The organism is Rhizobium leguminosarum bv. trifolii WSM2297 (assembly GCF_000271845.1).
This window is the reverse complement of record NZ_JH719395.1, coordinates 1,285,138-1,299,446: the sequence shown is the minus strand read 5'-3', so window position 1 is coordinate 1,299,446 and position 14,309 is coordinate 1,285,138. Positions and strand designations below refer to the sequence as shown.

Here is a 14,309-nt window from a genome sequence, read left to right as displayed (position 1 = left end):
CCTTCCAGTATCGGCTTCGCCAGGGGGGCGGAGATGACGGTCGTAGGCCGTTATCGAATTTCTGCAATTATAAGTAACGCCGTCATTTGTCCCCTTCACGCGCGCAGGCCTCTCGGTTATCGTCCGCCCCGCCGGGGAGAGGGCCGAGTCGAGGCCAGAGGGCGCATGGGGGAGTAGCGGCTGTGGCTTTTCAAGCGGATTTTCAGCGAGATGGCATCGGGCTGCGCTCCGGCGGGCTTAAGCTACTTCTGGTTGAGGATTCCCGGATGTTTTCCGCCGTGCTCTGTCATCGGTTCCAGACGGAACTCGGCCTTGCAGTCAAATCCTGCCCGTCGCTGAAGGCGCTTCGCGAAGAACTTGCCGAGGAAGGTCACGGCTACACCATAGCCGTCGTCGATCTCAACCTGCCGGATTCGCCCTATGGCGAGGCGCTCGACTGCACGATCGAGCACGATATCCCGGCGATCGTCTTCACCGCGACATTCGATCTCAACACGCGCAACAAGATCATGGAGCGCAATGTCATCGATTATGTCCTCAAGGACAATGAATTCGCGCTCGACAACCTGGTCTCCACTGTCCGGCGGGCGATCTCCAACCGCAAGACGCGGGTGCTGGTCGTCGACGACGTCGCCTCGGCGCGCCAGGTGCTCGTCGACCTCTTGAAGGCACAGCAATATCTGGTCATCGAGGCAAGCTCGGGGCTCGAGGCGCTGGCAGCACTCGAAGCCTACACCGATATCGAACTCGTGGTCACCGACCACAACATGCCCGATATGAGCGGCTACGAGCTGACGCGGCGCATCCGCCATCGCTTCGGTTCGGATCGGCTGCGCGTCATCGGTGTTTCCTCCTCCAGCGACCGCATGCTGTCTGCGAGTTTTCTCAAGGCCGGTGCCAGCGATTTCGTCTACCGGCCCTTCGTCGCCGAGGAACTGCAATGCCGCATCGCCAACAATGCCGAAACGCTGACGCAGATGCGGCAGCTGAGGGCGGCGGCGGCCTGCGACTACCTGACCGGCCTCTATAACCGCCGCTATTTTTACGACAACGGCCCGAAGCTGGTGAACGAGTGTCTGCGGCTGAAAGTGCCGAGTTCGGTGGCCATTCTCGATATCGATCATTTCAAGCGGCTGAATGATACCTATGGCCACGAGATCGGCGACAAGGTGCTGAAGGCTGTCGCAAACAGACTGTTCACGATCTTCGAAGGCAGCGACAATCTTCTCTCGCGGCTGGGCGGCGAAGAATTCGCCATCCTCTTCCCGCAGATGGATTCCCTCGCCGCAACCAAGCTCTGCGACGAGATCCGCTCGGACATTTCCCGGCTGAAGGTCACCGCCGACGACGAGGAACTCGGCGTCACGATTTCGATCGGCATCGCCGAGATCGGCGGCTACGAGACCTTCGAGAACTACCTCAATGCCGCCGACCAATTCCTCTACATGGCCAAGCATAGAGGCCGCAACCAGGTCTATTCCGACGCCAGGATGACGGAAGAAGCGGCGCAGTAGAGCGTTCGGGCGAGCCGCCGCCCTTTCACTTCAGGCGGCGCACTCTTGCTTTCAAACCCTTAGGCCGCGACCGCCTGCCTTGCCGTCGCCATAGTCATCTTGCGCTCGGCGCGCTCCTGCTGCGGCGAGCGATGGTAGAGTTCGCGATAACACTTTGAGAAATGCGAAGCCGAGACGAAGCCGCAGGCGACCGCGACTTCGACGACGGGCATCGAGGACTGCACCAGCAGGTGGCGGGCGCGGTCGAGGCGGATTTCCAGATAGTAGCGGGCGGGTGAGCGGCCCATCTCCTGGCGGAACAGCCGTTCGATCTGGCGGCGGGAAAGGCCGGCGCCGTCGGCGATCTCGATCAGCGACAGCGGCTCGGCCAGATTGCCTTCCATCAGTTCGATGATCGATAGCACCTTGGCGTTCTGCACGCCGAGGCGGGCGCGCAGCGGCAGGCGCTGGCGGTCGTGCGGGTTGCGCACGCGGTCGGTCAGGTGCTGCTCGCAGATGCGGTTGACGAGGCTTTCGCCGAAATCCTCGCCGACGAGGTTCAGCATCATGTCGAGCGAGGCGGTGCCGCCGGCGCAGGTATAGAGATTGCCGTCGATCTCATAGAGATCGGCATAGACCTCGGCCTGCGGAAAGGCTTCGGAGAAGCCCGGCAGGTTTTCCCAGTGGATGGCGCAGCGCTTGCCGTTGAGGAGCCCGGCCTGAGCCAGCACATGCGCGCCCGTACAGAGGCTGCCGACTGCAACGCCGCGATTGTAGCATTCGCGCAGCCAGGCATTGACCGATTTGTTATTGAACTGCTCGACATCGATGCCGGAACAGACGAGCACCATGCCCGGCCGGTTTTCGCCACCGAGATGGCGGCGCTCTTCGGCGAGCGAGGAATTAGCCTCGACGCCAATGCCGCAGGAGGAATAGACCTTTTCCCCGTCGAGGGAGGCAAGCCGCCAGGTATAGGCCTGGTAGCCGAGCATGCGATTGGCGATACGCAACGTGTCCACGGCCGCCGAGAAGGGGAGCATGGTGAATTGCGGTACCATAAAGAAGACCAGTGAACGCTTCTTGATCTGCATCCTGTTCATAGCGAAATCCATGCTCGAGGGGCGATGCGTATTGGTTGCGCGGAATGCGTCGCGCTGATGTCCTGAAAGCGACACTGGCATGGAAAAATGCGGCCGGGAAGAGCAAATATGCGACATTGACCGCGATTTGACTGGTCAAGCCGCCGGAATGGCCGCGGGTTTGGCAAAGAACAAGCTGATTGGCGACTGAAATTCAAGGCCGACAACGGCCGCAGAAGGGACGCTCAGACCAAGAAAAAGGCGGCGTTGCGTGATGCAAACGCCGCCCTCATCTCGGGAGGAATGTCGCATTCATTATACGGTCCGGTGTTTGTTATCGTCCGCGCTCGGCCAGCCGATGTCCTTGCGGATGTCGAAGGGCATGGCTTCGATCTCACGGGCGGTCTGCCAGCGTGTCCAGGCGAGCACAAGCCTGCGGGCATAATGCGTCAGATCGAAATGGCCGTGGCCGGAGGTGAGGGGCTTGCCGCCACCGCGATAGGTGAGCGTGGTCATTGTCCGGTTCCTTTCTAAGGGTCAGGGGCATGGTCGTTGATGGGAGGTTCGTCCATGTCCACGATCCTAATATGGGCCTCGGGAACTCATCATTCAAACGAATAGAGCTTATGGATAACATCAGAGATATTGAATGATCGCTGCGCCTTTGCCGGGCAGTCGGGTGGCATCTCGAGCCCGGTCCCGGCCACGATAATTCGCTGCGGCAAGAAGCATCGGAACCAAGTCCGCGCCACGTCGTTGCCGTTTCGTAGCTGACAATGACGCAAAGGAGGAAACGATGATTTCCGCAGACCAGATCCAAGAACATATGGAAGTGCGGGCTGCCGACGGCACCCATATGGGGACGGTCGATCATCTCGACGGTCCCACCCGCATCAAGCTGACGAAGACCGACTCGGAAGACGGCAAGCACCACCTGATCCCGATCGATTGGGTCGATCACGTCGATGCACATGTTCACCTGTCGAAGAACGCCAGGGATGTTCGCAGCCAGTGGGCCACCATCAACTGACGAGCGGTCGGCTGCGGCCTATGCCGCAGCCTCCTCGCCGCAAGGGGCCTACATGTCCAAGCAGTTGAAAACGGGTGACGAAGTGAGCTGGGATACCAGCCAGGGAGAAACCGAGGGCAGAGTGGTGAAGAAGCAGACCAGCCCAACGAAGATCAAAGGTCAGAAGGTGAAGGCGTCGGTGGCGGAACCGCAATATATCGTCGAGAGCGACAAATCGGGAAAACGCGCCGCACACAAGCCAGATGAACTCAGGAAGCGTTGAGGGCGGCTGATCCCAACGAAAAGGAGATCGATATGCCAGCCAAGTCCAAGGCGCAGCAGAAGGCGGCGGGTGCCGCACTCTCGGCCAAGCGCGGTGAGACGCCCAAGAAGGAACTCAAAGGTGCTTCGAAGCAGATGGAGGAATCCATGAGCGAGAAGCAACTCGAGGAGTTCGCATCCACCAAAAGAAAGGGGAAACCGGAGCACGCCTCCAAATAGGCCGAAGAACAGGGGCCGCGACGGCGGCCCGTCCGGTTCACGTCGTCGTCGAATGCATCGAGAAATTCGCGACCTCGCGCGTCTCGGAGACCGCAAAAAGGATTGCGCGTGCGGACGCATCCTGATCTTTCGCCAGCCAGCGCAATTCGAACGTCACCCCGATCCGGCCATCTCCGGTCTGTCCCAGCGAGACGAAAAATGCGCTGCATTCGAGAGCTTCCAGCACATTCGACAAGTCGGGAATATCGGAATTCGAGCCGTAGACGACGAGCGTTGCCTTTCGTTCGCAGCGCAGCCAGGTGTCCAGACGTTTCAGCGGCGACAGCACGATGAAGGCGATCACGGTCGCCGCCGTCCCGGTGACGATCTGACCGCCGCCGAAGCAGAGGCCGACCACCGTCATGAACCATAGGGTTGCCGCGGTGGTGACGCCGGTCATCATGTCGCCGCGCCTGAGGATTGCTCCGCCGCCGATGAAGCCGACGCCTGTGAGGACGCCGAGGGGAAAGCGCAGCACGTCCATCTGCGTGAAAAAACTCAGCGTTTTGCCGTAGGTCGAGAGAAGCAGATTTGCCTGGACCATCGCGATGCAGGCTGCGAGCGCCACCAGGATGGTGGTCCTGAAGCCCGCGGCGTGGCCGCCGCGCTCGCGATCGAGGCCGATGAGACCGCCGGCAACCACCGTCATTGCGATGCGGGCGGCGATATCCCACCAGCTCGGCGTCAGCGGCATGGCGTCGGTCAGGAATGAAGGCATGTCTCGCTCCAGACTTCGTCGCGGCCTTTCCGCTGCTCGCCGGGCATGCGATCCTCCTTAGTCTCGATGCATCAGGGGTCTAAACGCCATGTAGCGCAGGACGTTCCCCGTTGCCGGCGTCGCCGCCGACAGGTCAAGATTGGCGGTTCGGCTGCAGCCGGTGTATGTAGGGTTTACCAAAGGGCCATGCCCCCAAAACGGAGTATAGAATTGGCCGTCGCCTTCACCAAGGAAGAGAGTTTCGAAACTGCTTCGGAAACCCTGCTGCCCGATCGTCCGGTTTCGCCGCATCTGAACCTGGTGACGGAAGCGGGGTTGAGGGCCCTGGAATTACAGTTCCAACAGGCGCGCGAGGCCTATGATGCGGCGAGCACCATCGAAGACGTGAACGAACGACGGCGGCAGGCGGCGGGTCCCTTGCGCGACCTGCGCTACCTCCAGGCAAGGCTGCGCACTGCCCAGATCATGCCTGATCCGACGTCAACCGACACCGTCGCCTTCGGCAGCACGGTGACGTTCGGCCGTGACGATGGGCGCGTGCAGACCTATCGGATCGTCGGCGAGGACGAAGCCGATCCCAGGGCCGGATCGATTTCCTATGTGTCTCCGGTGGCGCGGTTGCTGATGGGCAAGGCAGTCGGCGAGGTGGTGGAAACGGGCGGCCAGGAGCTGGAGATCATCGCTATCGCATAGGACGCGACAGTCCGAATGGCGCCGGGTTCGGACACATGCAATCATCGCCGTAAAAATGGTACCTATTGGTACCTTATTTATCGGGCATTTACCATTCGTGACCTAGAAGATGATATCCCATCATCGAAAGTCACGCTTATGGTCAGCGCAATTTCCAGTTCTGCATCCACCATTTTGAGTTCAGCCGCTTCAACTTCGTCCTCCCCATCGGATCAACTGGCTTCTCTACAGGCGCAGCTTGCCGAAAAGCAGGCAGCCCTGTCGCAGACACAGGACGAGAAAGAGAAGGCGACGATCGAGAAATCCATCGAGACGCTGGAAGCCAAGATTGCCAAGCTCGAAGCGTCCGAGAGCAGCAAGACTGCTGCCTCATCGACGCCCGCCGCCGAGGCGCCGCAGGAGCTCTCCGGCGAAAGCGAGCGCATCGGCACGAAGAATTTCGACGAAACCAGCGAATTCGGCGGCCGCGCGGCCTATGTGTGATCGCATCTGTTCCGGAGTAGTCGGTCCGGCCGCCGACATCACGGGTTTGGCGAACCAGTGTGATCCGCCGGTCTGAGCTTACGCTTGGCCACCTTGATGACTTCGCGCGTCAGCTCCGCCAGCCGATCGGCGGCGAGGCGGTTTATTTGCCAGTATAGCGGCACATCGAGCGGTGTGTCGGGAACCAGTTCCACCAGTCTTCCCGATGCAAGATGTTCGCGGGTCAGCTGGGTCGGGTTCATTCCCCATCCCATGCCCGAGACGCTCGCCTCGACGAAACTTTGCGGCGACGGCAGCCAGTGGGTGGGATAGTCGAGATCGCGTCCGAACACGCTGCGTATCCAACTGCTCTGCAGCCTGTCTTTCTGGTTGAAGGTCAGAGCCGAGGCGTTGCGGATGGCCTCGGCGGTCACGCCGCCCGGAAAGTGGCGGGCGACGAAGTCGGGCGTTGCCGTGGCCTGATAGCGCAGGACGCCGAGGGCAAACCGCCGGCATCCGCGAACCGGTTTCTCCAGGCTGGTGACGGCGGCGATCACCCGTCCGCGCTGCAGCCAATCGGCGGTGTGGTCCTGGTCGTCGACGGCGATGTTCAGCAGATGCGAAGAATTCCTGGCGAAATTCGACATCGCCTCCACGAACCACGTTCCGAGGCTGTCGGCGTTCGTCGCGATCTGCAGCGTCACCCTTTGGCGCGGATCGTCGGGATCGACGAGAGCCGGCAGGTGGCCGAAGAGTTCGGCTTCAAGCATGCCGACATTCTCCATATGGCGACAGAGCCATTCTCCCTTTTCGGTTGCAGTGCAGGGAGTGCCTCTGACGATGAGGACGGTGCCGAGACGCTCTTCGAGCTGTTTCACCCGCTGCGAAATGGCCGAAGGGGTGACGTTCAGCACCGTCGCAGCCCTTTCGAAGCTGCCTGTCTGGACAATGGTTGCGACGGCTCGGAGAGCGGGATAGTCGAGCATGGATTAGTTTCACTTAATTCGGGTAAGTCAGATTAACTAGCCTAATTCGAACAAGGGCGATACCCACCCACCACCGAAGTGAGGGGCGTTGCCAAGGCGATGAATTTTTCGATCTATGTCACCGGCCTGATGATGGGCCTCAGTCTGATCATTGCGATCGGCGCGCAGAACGCTTTCATCCTCCGCCAGGGTCTGCGCAACGAGCATGTCTTCGCCGTCTGCCTCGCCTGCGCGTTGTCGGATGCCGCGCTGATCGTGCTCGGCGTGACCAGCCTGCAGCAGATCGCCAGGTTCATGCCCTGGCTCGACCCGCTCATGCGTTATGGAGGAGCGGCGTTTCTCGCCTGGTATGGCGCGAAAAGCCTCTATTCCGCCTTTCGGTCCTCCGCTACCCTGACTGCGGCGGAGGCCAAGACAGCGAGCTTTCGGCAGACGCTCGCAACCTGCCTCGCGCTCACCTGGCTAAATCCACATGTCTATCTCGATACGGTCGTGCTGCTCGGCACGATCTCGACGCGTTATCCGGGACAGCAGGCTTCGTTCGCCGCAGGCGCGGTGACAGGTTCTTTTCTGTTCTTCTTTTCCCTCGGATATGGCGCGACATGGCTGCGGCCGATTTTCTCGAGGCCTTCGTCCTGGCGGATGCTGGAAACGCTCGTCGCTTTCACCATGTGGATCATCGCGTTTAAGCTGCTGGGCGGGATGTAACGGACGTTTTGAGATTGGACGAGACGAGCTGCAGGAATAGTACTTTCGCGCCTGTGTGGCATCCAGTTGACGCACAGGGTGAGGCCGATCGGCCGGGCGGTGTGGCTGAGGTCGAGCGGCAATTAAGCAGGCCGCGGGACAGCCAAGGGCCCTGCCTTATGCGCGACAGGTGATTCCACTATCCTAATCCGCTTGGGTCTGGTTGCCCCTCGCAGGAGGGGCAAGTCCATTTCACCCTGACAATCGGCCAGCAGATGCGACGGAAATCGCTTCAATTCCCGCATTGCATGTTCGTGATTCGCATCCCTGAGCCGGCGCGATTTGAATGCGGACAGGGCCTCTAGGATATTCCAGGTGCTTTTCTGCGCCATGTCGAGCCTCCTTTGCTGTTTCCGATAGGGAGACTATGGGGCGGGCTTTAGGTTCAATCAAATGAAATGATATGGCATTATAAATCAGAAAAAATGAACCTGCGAAGTCGGGCCTCGGTATCTAACGGCCATGATTTTTCTAATTCGGCGGAATTCCATCCGACGTAAACGCTCCGGTGACTAGGCGGCCATCCTCTGTTTTTCCGAGCATTTTACACTGACGGGATGGCGGCCTCGGAAGTCTTCGTAGGTGCAATAGCCTTTGGCATGTGACAAGCTCGCTGTGTCCGCTTGGGGCTTGAGATTAACCAGGAATATATCGATATTGGTCAGGTACACCCCTCCAAGTGGTGTGGCGTGATGAATGCCGGAAAATGCGAAGGCCTTTTCGTCAGTCGTTTGAAAATAGAAGCCACGCCTGCCGCTCGGGTAGGAAGTGATGACCAGGATTACTGCGCATAAATTGGTGATATTCTCATCGCCAACAATCAGTGTGTTGCAACTACCAGTTAGGACAGATATTTCAATACCGTTGATCTCAGCGGAGAATGTGTGAGCAAAGGAGACCAACATGAATACGCCCGCAGACGCTGACAATTTGAGAATATTCATGGGAACCGGGCGTGGTAGTAACATTGCTCTTCGACCTGCTATTAAGACAGATACAGCGCTATGTAGCAAACGGGGTCACCTAGCGGCACTTTCGAGATTTGAGTCCGTTGGTCGAGCGGCTTAGTAAAGGAAGTAATGAGGGCGCTGCGTACATGACCGCCGTCCAGAGGCCGGTTTGATTGACATTCAATCAAACAAAATGATATTGGGTTGTAAATCAGAAAAATTGAAAGATGCGACGATGAGCATTCCCTTTCGCCGTCCCATTCCGCTGCTTGACAATGATGTGCTGCGTACCTTCGTCGCCATCGCCGAGACAGGCAATTTTTCGACCGCCGCGGAGGCGGTCTTCCGCACGCCCTCGGCGGTGTCGATGCAGATCAAGAAGCTCGAGGAACAGTTGGGCGCGACGCTGTTTTTGCGCGACGCCCGCTCGGTATCGCTGACGCGCCACGGCGAGATGCTGCTGTCCTACGCCCGCAACATCCTGGCGCTGTCGAACGAGGCGGTGTCGCGCTTCATCATGCCGGAACTCAGCGGCGTGGTGCGGCTCGGCGCGCCGGAGGATATTGGCGAGCGGCTGCTGCCGAGCATCCTGAAGAGTTTCGCCGAGAGCTATCCCGGCATCATGGTCGATGTGACGATCGACATGAGCATGGGGCTGAAAAAGCGCATGGAGGAACAACGACTCGACCTTGCCTTGATCAACTGTGCGACGCGGCCGTTCCCGACAGGCGGCGAGGTGGTGTTCCGCGAGCGGCTGGTCTGGGCCGGCGCCAGATGCGGTTCAGCGCATCGCCGCGATCCGCTGCCGATCTCGATCTGGGAGGACGGCTGCATATGGCGCCAGGAGGCACTCTCTCAGCTCGAACGCAACAAGCGGCATTATCGGGTGGCCTATCTCAGCGGCCACACGATGGCGCAGCGCGCCGCCGTGCTCTCCGATCTCGCCATTGCGCCGCTGCCGCTGTCCTATGTCAACGAGGACATGGCGATCCTCGGACCTCAGGAAGGACTTCCGGAACTCGGCGCATTCGATATCCGCCTGCTGACCGCCTTGCAGGTGTCGGGACCGATCGAGACGGTGGCCGACAGCATTCGCGGCGCCTTTGCCGAAAGAGCGAAGGCGGTCGCTGCCTGAGGTTGTCGTTCGGCCGTTGAACCTTTTGCTCCCTTGTGCGTTATCGGCGCGAACGGCATAAATGGCGTTCGGGGTTGATTTTAAACAAGGATATTCGAAATGACGACAACGGCCAAAATCGCCGCAGCCTTGATGGTTCTTCTTGCCCTTTCCTCCTGCGGCAACACGATCCGCGGCATAGGAAAAGATACCGCAAACACCGTGAACGCCACGCAGGACGCCGGCCGCTCGGTAGACCGCGCCGCAAAGAAGTAATCGGCAGACAGGTTTGCTAGCTGGCGCACCGGACTATCGTCAGATGGCCGGGGGATATGCCTTTTCCAGCCCGCCGGATCGGTCAAGACCGGTCCGGAAGGCCTGGTAGGCCGGGTGCTGGCTGGAACGGGCGGTTTCCATCAGCCGGATCTGCAGCCGATCCGGCGCTTGGGCGCCGAGCCATAGGCCGAGATTTTCGAGCTTCAGCGAGTTCAAGAAACGCGAACCGGCGGCGAGATCGAGATGGCGACGCAGGCCGTCAAGCAGGTTATCGTCCTGGGCGATATTTTCCATGAGCAACGTCAGATATGACTTGTCCGTCTCCGACAGCGCCGCGAGCTTTTCCGCAACGGTATCGCGGTCGGGAAAGGGAACATTGCCGGTCATCGAATCGTCCATGCTTGATCTTGTTTGTCGTTATAAGCTCGCCTTGACCTTTTCGGCTACATCGGCCGGAACCCATTTCATCCACAGGCCCTCGTAATTGCGAAGGAAATGGATCGCGGCATCCTCGTTGCTTTCGCGGTTTTCATCCTGCCAGGCAAGCACCTGGTTGATCGTCGCATTGTCCCATTTGCGGGTTTTGAGATAGGCGGTGACAGGTCCGGCCCGGCTGGCAAAAGACCGGGTCATCAAGGTGAAGGCGCGCGAGACCGGGTAGGAATTGAGTTCCGGCCTGGTGCAGCCGGCAACCGCTGTGCATCGGTCCCACTCGGTCTTGTTGTGACCGACGCCGAAGCTCAGCCGCGTCATATCGTATTTGCCGAGGACGGCCGTCGGCGCCCAATAATAACCGAGCCAGCCGACCTTGTTTGCGAAGGCGCGGGCAATCGAGGCATCGAGCCGTTCGGGGCTGCCGGTTTCGACGAGTTCGAAACCCTTCTTGTCCGCGGCTAGCGCCTTGAACAGGTTGGTGGTCGATATCTGGCAGCTCCAGTCGGCGGGACAATTGTAGACTGCGCCCTTCGACGCATCGTCCTCGGCGGGGAAGAGTTCCGGATGTCTCAGCGCATCTTCGACCGAGCGGATGTCGGGATTAGCGTCGGCGATGAATTTCGGGATCCACCAGCCCTCGACCGCACCGTCGGCCAGGATCTCGGCTCCCTGCACCAGCCGGCCGGTGTTGACGGCCTGATCGAGCAAGGCCCTGACGGAATTGATCCAATATTCAGAGGCGATGTCCGGAGTGCCTTTCTCGTTCATCGAGGCAAAGGTCGGCAGGGTGTCGCCGTCGACGATGGTGACGGAGCAGCCGTAGCCCTTTTCCAGGATGATCTTGTCGAAATTCGCCGCAATACCGGCCGAGGCCCATTTCATCTCGGCGATCGAAACCTTGCCGCATTCTGCGGCTTCGGCCGGCGCACCGGTAGAAAGAGCCGCGGCAAAGACGGCTGGAATCAGAAACGTCTTCATCGTCATCCCCCGAATTCTTCTTTACAGCGCCGCGTCTTATCGGGCGCGCTAAGAATGCTGTGATACGTTGAATCTACGGACGCGCAGCCGGAGCTCGGATATCAGCGAAACGTTTCTCCGGCGCCTGAAAAGAAATGCCTCGCGAGCGAGCCGCGACAGACGTTTCCGGTTCATGGGCGCCTTCGTCCTTGCGGCTCGGGCAGCTTATCGCAGGTCATGGCTCGAAAATGGCGTTTTTGGGAAGCCTACGCGTTCGCTCGCAGAAATCAACCGTCTTCTGCTGATGGTTGCTGGACTAAATGATTGAATTCGAAGAATTTATCTCAATATGCCGAAAATGGCGCCTTCAAGCGGACTGCACGCTCTTGGCGATCGCCCACGGATCGTCGGTAGAAATTTCGGCGCGAAAGTCAAAAAAGATCGAAATTAACGTTTGCGTAAGCCTTCAATAACTCTCCGGTAAGAATGTGCCGTTATCAGTTGGGTCGTGGCGGGAATGACCGCCGCTTCTCCGGTTCAGGTAGTGCGTACCGGAGAAAGCGAGCTTCGCCGTGTAGGGGCGAAGACGCCTGAGTTTTCGGCAAACCGCGCAGAGCCAAGGCCATGCGCGGTTTTCGCGTTTCTGTGCGGCGCCAGACCCGGACCAAGCCTTGACCCGGTATAACGGCCCATTGTAGGCCTCGCCTCAGCGAAAGGCGGCCACCATGGCAAGAGCGATCATGCTGCAGGGAACCGGCTCGGATGTCGGCAAGACGGTGCTGGTCGCGGGCCTCTGCCGGCTGGCGGCCAATCGCGGGCTGATCGTCCGGCCGTTCAAACCGCAGAATATGTCGAACAATGCAGCGGTTGCCGATGACGGCGGCGAGATCGGCCGGGCGCAGTGGCTGCAGTCGATGGCCGCGCGCACGCCGTCCTCGGTGCACATGAACCCTGTGCTGCTCAAGCCGCAGTCGGAAAACGGCAGCCAGATTATCGTGCAGGGCAGGGTGTTCGGCCAGGCGAAGGGGCGCGACTATCAGCGGCTGAAGCCGCAGCTGCTCGGCGCCGTGCTCTCAAGCTTCGAAAAAGTCGCTGCGGGCGCCGACCTCGTCATCGTCGAGGGCGCCGGATCGCCGGCCGAAATTAATCTGAGGGCCGGCGACATCGCCAATATGGGCTTTGCGACGCAGGCCGGCGTGCCTGTCGTGCTCGTCGGCGATATCGACCGGGGCGGCGTCATCGCCTCGCTGGTCGGCACTCATACGATCCTCGATGATGGCGACCGGGCGATGATTGCGGGCTATATCATCAACAAGTTCCGCGGCGACGTTTCGCTGTTTGACGACGGCATCCGAGCTATCGAAGGCTTCACCGGTTGGCCATGCTTCGGGGTCGTGCCTTGGCTGCCGGGTGCCGGTCGGCTGCCGGCCGAAGATTCGGTCGTGCTCGAACGGCTGGCGAAGGGCGGGGCGGGCGCCCTGAAGATCGCCGTTCCGGTGCTGCCGCGCATCGCCAATTTCGACGATCTCGACCCGCTGCGGACCGAGCCGGATGTCGAGTTGGTATTCGTGCGATCGGGCGAGCGGCTGCCTGCGGATGCAAGCCTCGTCGTCCTTCCCGGCTCGAAATCGACGATATCGGATCTCGCCGACTTTAGGGCTGAGGGCTGGGACCGCGATCTCCAGGCGCATGCCAGGCGCGGCGGCCGGGTGATCGGCATCTGCGGCGGATACCAGATGCTCGGTCGCATGGTCCACGATCCGCTCGGCATAGAGGGAAGGACACTGGAGATGCCGGGGCTTGGGCTTCTCGACGTAGAGACCGAGATGGCGCCGGAGAAGACCGTGCGCAACAGCACGGCCCGCTCGACGGAATACGACACGCCGCTTGCCGGCTACCAGATCCATCTCGGCATCACCCGCGGCCCGGATTGCATCAGGCCTTCGGCGATCATCGACGGTGCGCCAGATGGGGCGATTTCGGCCGACGGCCGGATCATAGGCACCTATCTGCACGGGCTCTTCAGCAGCGATGCCTACCGCGCCCGGCTGCTTGCCAGCTTCGGCCTTTCCGGTGAACAGAGGAATTACCGCGAGAGCGTCGAACAGGCGCTCGATGAGGTTGCCGCGGAATTGGAACGTCACCTCGACCCGCGCTGGCTGGCGGGGCTGCTTGGTTAGCGTCAGTGCAAGCGGAAGGTGTCAATGAAGGGAGTGCCGTGCGGCCCCCTTGCATGTTCATTTCGCGCTAACTTGTTGGATGATTGGTGTGCGGGGCGCGGACGGCCGGGACCGCACCCCCCTTGGCTTGAACCGGGGATGGGATTGGTCCGGCAGGCAGATGAAGGGTGAGCGGCGAAGCCGCGAATGCGCTGAGCGCAAGCAAAAGCAGCGTAAGGGGAGCGCGGAGCGGGCAGCTCCAGCCAGAAGGGCAGGGCGGAAGCAGCGCTACAGTCCCGGGCGATTGAAAGCACAATCGGGAGCGCTATCTCCCCCTGATATCAACCGGGAGGGGACACGCTATGGAAAATGCAGGTATCGGCTGGATCGCCGCCATCATCATTGGCGGTATCGCCGGGTGGCTCGCCGAAATGTTCATGAAGAGCAATATGGGCGTGCTGATGAACATCATCCTCGGCATCATCGGCGCAATCGTCGCCAATGCCATCCTATCGCTCTTCGGGATCGTGCTCGGGGGATGGATAGGATATCTCATCGCCGGCTTTGTCGGAGCTTGCATTCTGATCGCGATCGCGCGCGCGTTCAGGCGTGCCGTCTGAAGACAGATGCCGATGCTGACGCGTCCGGCAATACTGTCCACTGCGCCGCAGCGGCAGGGTCGGAGGCAAGC

General features: G+C 60.3%; 19 protein-coding genes. 11 read left to right on the top strand and 8 right to left on the bottom strand.

Going from position 1 to position 14,309, the window contains the following annotated elements:
- Window positions 1-182 precede the first annotated feature (182 nt).
- Entirely contained in the window at window positions 183-1,514 is a 1,332-nt protein-coding gene (locus RLEG4DRAFT_RS21645; protein WP_003579914.1) for a diguanylate cyclase, read from the top strand.
- A 59-nt stretch (window positions 1,515-1,573) separates the two neighbouring features.
- Here RLEG4DRAFT_RS21645 and RLEG4DRAFT_RS21640 read toward each other — a convergent pair whose 3' ends face one another.
- A complete protein-coding gene (locus tag RLEG4DRAFT_RS21640; RefSeq protein WP_003579912.1) occupies window positions 1,574-2,593 on the bottom strand; it encodes a GlxA family transcriptional regulator in 1,020 nt (339 codons plus the stop codon).
- A gap of 294 nt (window positions 2,594-2,887) precedes the next feature.
- Window positions 2,888-3,088, bottom strand: coding sequence for a hypothetical protein (locus RLEG4DRAFT_RS21635; RefSeq protein ID WP_003579911.1), 201 nt, complete (start codon window positions 3,086-3,088; stop codon window positions 2,888-2,890).
- A gap of 280 nt (window positions 3,089-3,368) precedes the next feature.
- On the opposite strand from RLEG4DRAFT_RS21635, the gene RLEG4DRAFT_RS21630 reads away from it, so the two are divergent.
- Genes RLEG4DRAFT_RS21630 through RLEG4DRAFT_RS21620 form a run of 3 tightly spaced genes read left to right on the top strand, consistent with a single transcriptional unit; the run spans window position 3,369 to window position 4,082 of the window.
- Window positions 3,369-3,602 carry a DUF2171 domain-containing protein gene (locus tag RLEG4DRAFT_RS21630; protein ID WP_003579909.1) on the top strand — a complete coding sequence of 78 codons (234 nt, stop codon included), beginning with the start codon at window positions 3,369-3,371 and terminating at the stop codon, window positions 3,600-3,602.
- 52 nt (window positions 3,603-3,654) lie between these two features.
- The gene (locus tag RLEG4DRAFT_RS21625) at window positions 3,655-3,864 is read left to right on the top strand and encodes a DUF2945 domain-containing protein (protein ID WP_003579907.1); all 210 of its coding nucleotides are present in this window, start codon (window positions 3,655-3,657) and stop codon (window positions 3,862-3,864) included.
- Between the two features lie 32 nt (window positions 3,865-3,896).
- Window positions 3,897-4,082 (top strand): DUF3008 family protein, encoded by a 186-nt coding sequence (locus RLEG4DRAFT_RS21620; RefSeq protein WP_003579905.1) that lies wholly within the window; start codon window positions 3,897-3,899, stop codon window positions 4,080-4,082.
- Between the two features lie 37 nt (window positions 4,083-4,119).
- Here the strand turns inward: RLEG4DRAFT_RS21620 and RLEG4DRAFT_RS21615 are convergent, their stop codons facing one another.
- Window positions 4,120-4,839, bottom strand: coding sequence for an MgtC/SapB family protein (locus RLEG4DRAFT_RS21615; protein WP_003579904.1), 720 nt, complete (start codon window positions 4,837-4,839; stop codon window positions 4,120-4,122).
- A gap of 210 nt (window positions 4,840-5,049) precedes the next feature.
- On the opposite strand from RLEG4DRAFT_RS21615, the gene greA reads away from it, so the two are divergent.
- Window positions 5,050-5,532: a transcription elongation factor GreA gene (greA, locus tag RLEG4DRAFT_RS21610; protein WP_003579903.1), complete on the top strand. Its 483-nt coding sequence runs from the start codon at window positions 5,050-5,052 to the stop codon at window positions 5,530-5,532.
- Window positions 5,533-5,670: 138 nt separating this feature from the next.
- On the top strand, window positions 5,671-6,015 hold the full coding sequence (locus RLEG4DRAFT_RS21605) for a hypothetical protein (RefSeq protein WP_037093958.1): 345 nt from the start codon (window positions 5,671-5,673) through the stop codon (window positions 6,013-6,015).
- A 38-nt stretch (window positions 6,016-6,053) separates the two neighbouring features.
- Here the strand turns inward: RLEG4DRAFT_RS21605 and RLEG4DRAFT_RS21600 are convergent, their stop codons facing one another.
- A complete protein-coding gene (locus RLEG4DRAFT_RS21600) occupies window positions 6,054-6,980 on the bottom strand; it encodes a LysR family transcriptional regulator ArgP (RefSeq protein WP_003579901.1) in 927 nt (308 codons plus the stop codon).
- Between the two features lie 99 nt (window positions 6,981-7,079).
- Between RLEG4DRAFT_RS21600 and RLEG4DRAFT_RS21595 the strand changes: the two genes are divergently transcribed.
- On the top strand, window positions 7,080-7,688 hold the full coding sequence (locus tag RLEG4DRAFT_RS21595; RefSeq protein WP_003579900.1) for a LysE/ArgO family amino acid transporter: 609 nt from the start codon (window positions 7,080-7,082) through the stop codon (window positions 7,686-7,688).
- Window positions 7,689-7,810: 122 nt separating this feature from the next.
- Here RLEG4DRAFT_RS21595 and RLEG4DRAFT_RS47120 read toward each other — a convergent pair whose 3' ends face one another.
- Entirely contained in the window at window positions 7,811-8,059 is a 249-nt protein-coding gene (locus RLEG4DRAFT_RS47120; RefSeq protein ID WP_003579899.1) for a hypothetical protein, read from the bottom strand.
- 180 nt (window positions 8,060-8,239) lie between these two features.
- Window positions 8,240-8,671 (bottom strand): hypothetical protein, encoded by a 432-nt coding sequence (locus RLEG4DRAFT_RS21590; RefSeq protein WP_037093956.1) that lies wholly within the window; start codon window positions 8,669-8,671, stop codon window positions 8,240-8,242.
- A 199-nt stretch (window positions 8,672-8,870) separates the two neighbouring features.
- Here RLEG4DRAFT_RS21590 and RLEG4DRAFT_RS21585 point away from each other — a divergent pair, with 199 nt between their 5' ends.
- On the top strand, window positions 8,871-9,812 hold the full coding sequence (locus RLEG4DRAFT_RS21585; RefSeq protein WP_171898230.1) for a LysR family transcriptional regulator: 942 nt from the start codon (window positions 8,871-8,873) through the stop codon (window positions 9,810-9,812).
- 99 nt (window positions 9,813-9,911) lie between these two features.
- Window positions 9,912-10,067: a hypothetical protein gene (locus RLEG4DRAFT_RS21580; RefSeq protein WP_003540537.1), complete on the top strand. Its 156-nt coding sequence runs from the start codon at window positions 9,912-9,914 to the stop codon at window positions 10,065-10,067.
- 39 nt (window positions 10,068-10,106) lie between these two features.
- Here RLEG4DRAFT_RS21580 and RLEG4DRAFT_RS21575 read toward each other — a convergent pair whose 3' ends face one another.
- Together RLEG4DRAFT_RS21575 and RLEG4DRAFT_RS21570 are read right to left on the bottom strand one after the other, a co-directional pair.
- Window positions 10,107-10,466 carry a hypothetical protein gene (locus RLEG4DRAFT_RS21575; protein WP_171898229.1) on the bottom strand — a complete coding sequence of 120 codons (360 nt, stop codon included), beginning with the start codon at window positions 10,464-10,466 and terminating at the stop codon, window positions 10,107-10,109.
- Window positions 10,467-10,484: 18 nt separating this feature from the next.
- Complete coding sequence (locus RLEG4DRAFT_RS21570) at window positions 10,485-11,486, bottom strand: glycine betaine ABC transporter substrate-binding protein (protein WP_171898228.1); 1,002 nt, start codon at window positions 11,484-11,486, stop codon at window positions 10,485-10,487.
- A 698-nt stretch (window positions 11,487-12,184) separates the two neighbouring features.
- On the opposite strand from RLEG4DRAFT_RS21570, the gene RLEG4DRAFT_RS21565 reads away from it, so the two are divergent.
- On the top strand, window positions 12,185-13,639 hold the full coding sequence (locus RLEG4DRAFT_RS21565; RefSeq protein WP_003579890.1) for a cobyric acid synthase: 1,455 nt from the start codon (window positions 12,185-12,187) through the stop codon (window positions 13,637-13,639).
- Between the two features lie 341 nt (window positions 13,640-13,980).
- Window positions 13,981-14,238, top strand: a complete 258-nt coding sequence (locus RLEG4DRAFT_RS21560) for a GlsB/YeaQ/YmgE family stress response membrane protein (RefSeq protein WP_003579888.1) — start codon at window positions 13,981-13,983, stop codon at window positions 14,236-14,238.
- The last annotated feature ends 71 nt before the right edge of the window (window positions 14,239-14,309 follow it).

Bases quoted from the DNA above. Each gene is read 5' to 3' on its own strand.
- RLEG4DRAFT_RS21620 (WP_003579905.1), top strand. From the start codon at position 3,897: ATGCCAGCCAAGTCCAAGGCGCAGCAGAAGGCGGCGGGTGCCGCACTC.
- RLEG4DRAFT_RS21600 (WP_003579901.1), bottom strand. From the start codon at position 6,980: ATGCTCGACTATCCCGCTCTCCGAGCCGTCGCAACCATTGTCCAGACA.
- RLEG4DRAFT_RS21640 (WP_003579912.1), bottom strand. From the start codon at position 2,593: ATGAACAGGATGCAGATCAAGAAGCGTTCACTGGTCTTCTTTATGGTA.
- RLEG4DRAFT_RS21565 (WP_003579890.1), top strand. From the start codon at position 12,185: ATGGCAAGAGCGATCATGCTGCAGGGAACCGGCTCGGATGTCGGCAAG.
- RLEG4DRAFT_RS21585 (WP_171898230.1), top strand. From the start codon at position 8,871: ATGATATTGGGTTGTAAATCAGAAAAATTGAAAGATGCGACGATGAGC.
- RLEG4DRAFT_RS47120 (WP_003579899.1), bottom strand. From the start codon at position 8,059: ATGGCGCAGAAAAGCACCTGGAATATCCTAGAGGCCCTGTCCGCATTC.
- RLEG4DRAFT_RS21575 (WP_171898229.1), bottom strand. From the start codon at position 10,466: ATGGACGATTCGATGACCGGCAATGTTCCCTTTCCCGACCGCGATACC.
- RLEG4DRAFT_RS21580 (WP_003540537.1), top strand. From the start codon at position 9,912: ATGACGACAACGGCCAAAATCGCCGCAGCCTTGATGGTTCTTCTTGCC.
- RLEG4DRAFT_RS21605 (WP_037093958.1), top strand. From the start codon at position 5,671: ATGGTCAGCGCAATTTCCAGTTCTGCATCCACCATTTTGAGTTCAGCC.
- RLEG4DRAFT_RS21595 (WP_003579900.1), top strand. From the start codon at position 7,080: ATGAATTTTTCGATCTATGTCACCGGCCTGATGATGGGCCTCAGTCTG.
- RLEG4DRAFT_RS21635 (WP_003579911.1), bottom strand. From the start codon at position 3,088: ATGACCACGCTCACCTATCGCGGTGGCGGCAAGCCCCTCACCTCCGGC.
- RLEG4DRAFT_RS21590 (WP_037093956.1), bottom strand. From the start codon at position 8,671: ATGAATATTCTCAAATTGTCAGCGTCTGCGGGCGTATTCATGTTGGTC.
- RLEG4DRAFT_RS21560 (WP_003579888.1), top strand. From the start codon at position 13,981: ATGGAAAATGCAGGTATCGGCTGGATCGCCGCCATCATCATTGGCGGT.
- RLEG4DRAFT_RS21570 (WP_171898228.1), bottom strand. From the start codon at position 11,486: ATGACGATGAAGACGTTTCTGATTCCAGCCGTCTTTGCCGCGGCTCTT.
- RLEG4DRAFT_RS21630 (WP_003579909.1), top strand. From the start codon at position 3,369: ATGATTTCCGCAGACCAGATCCAAGAACATATGGAAGTGCGGGCTGCC.
- RLEG4DRAFT_RS21625 (WP_003579907.1), top strand. From the start codon at position 3,655: ATGTCCAAGCAGTTGAAAACGGGTGACGAAGTGAGCTGGGATACCAGC.
- RLEG4DRAFT_RS21615 (WP_003579904.1), bottom strand. From the start codon at position 4,839: ATGCCTTCATTCCTGACCGACGCCATGCCGCTGACGCCGAGCTGGTGG.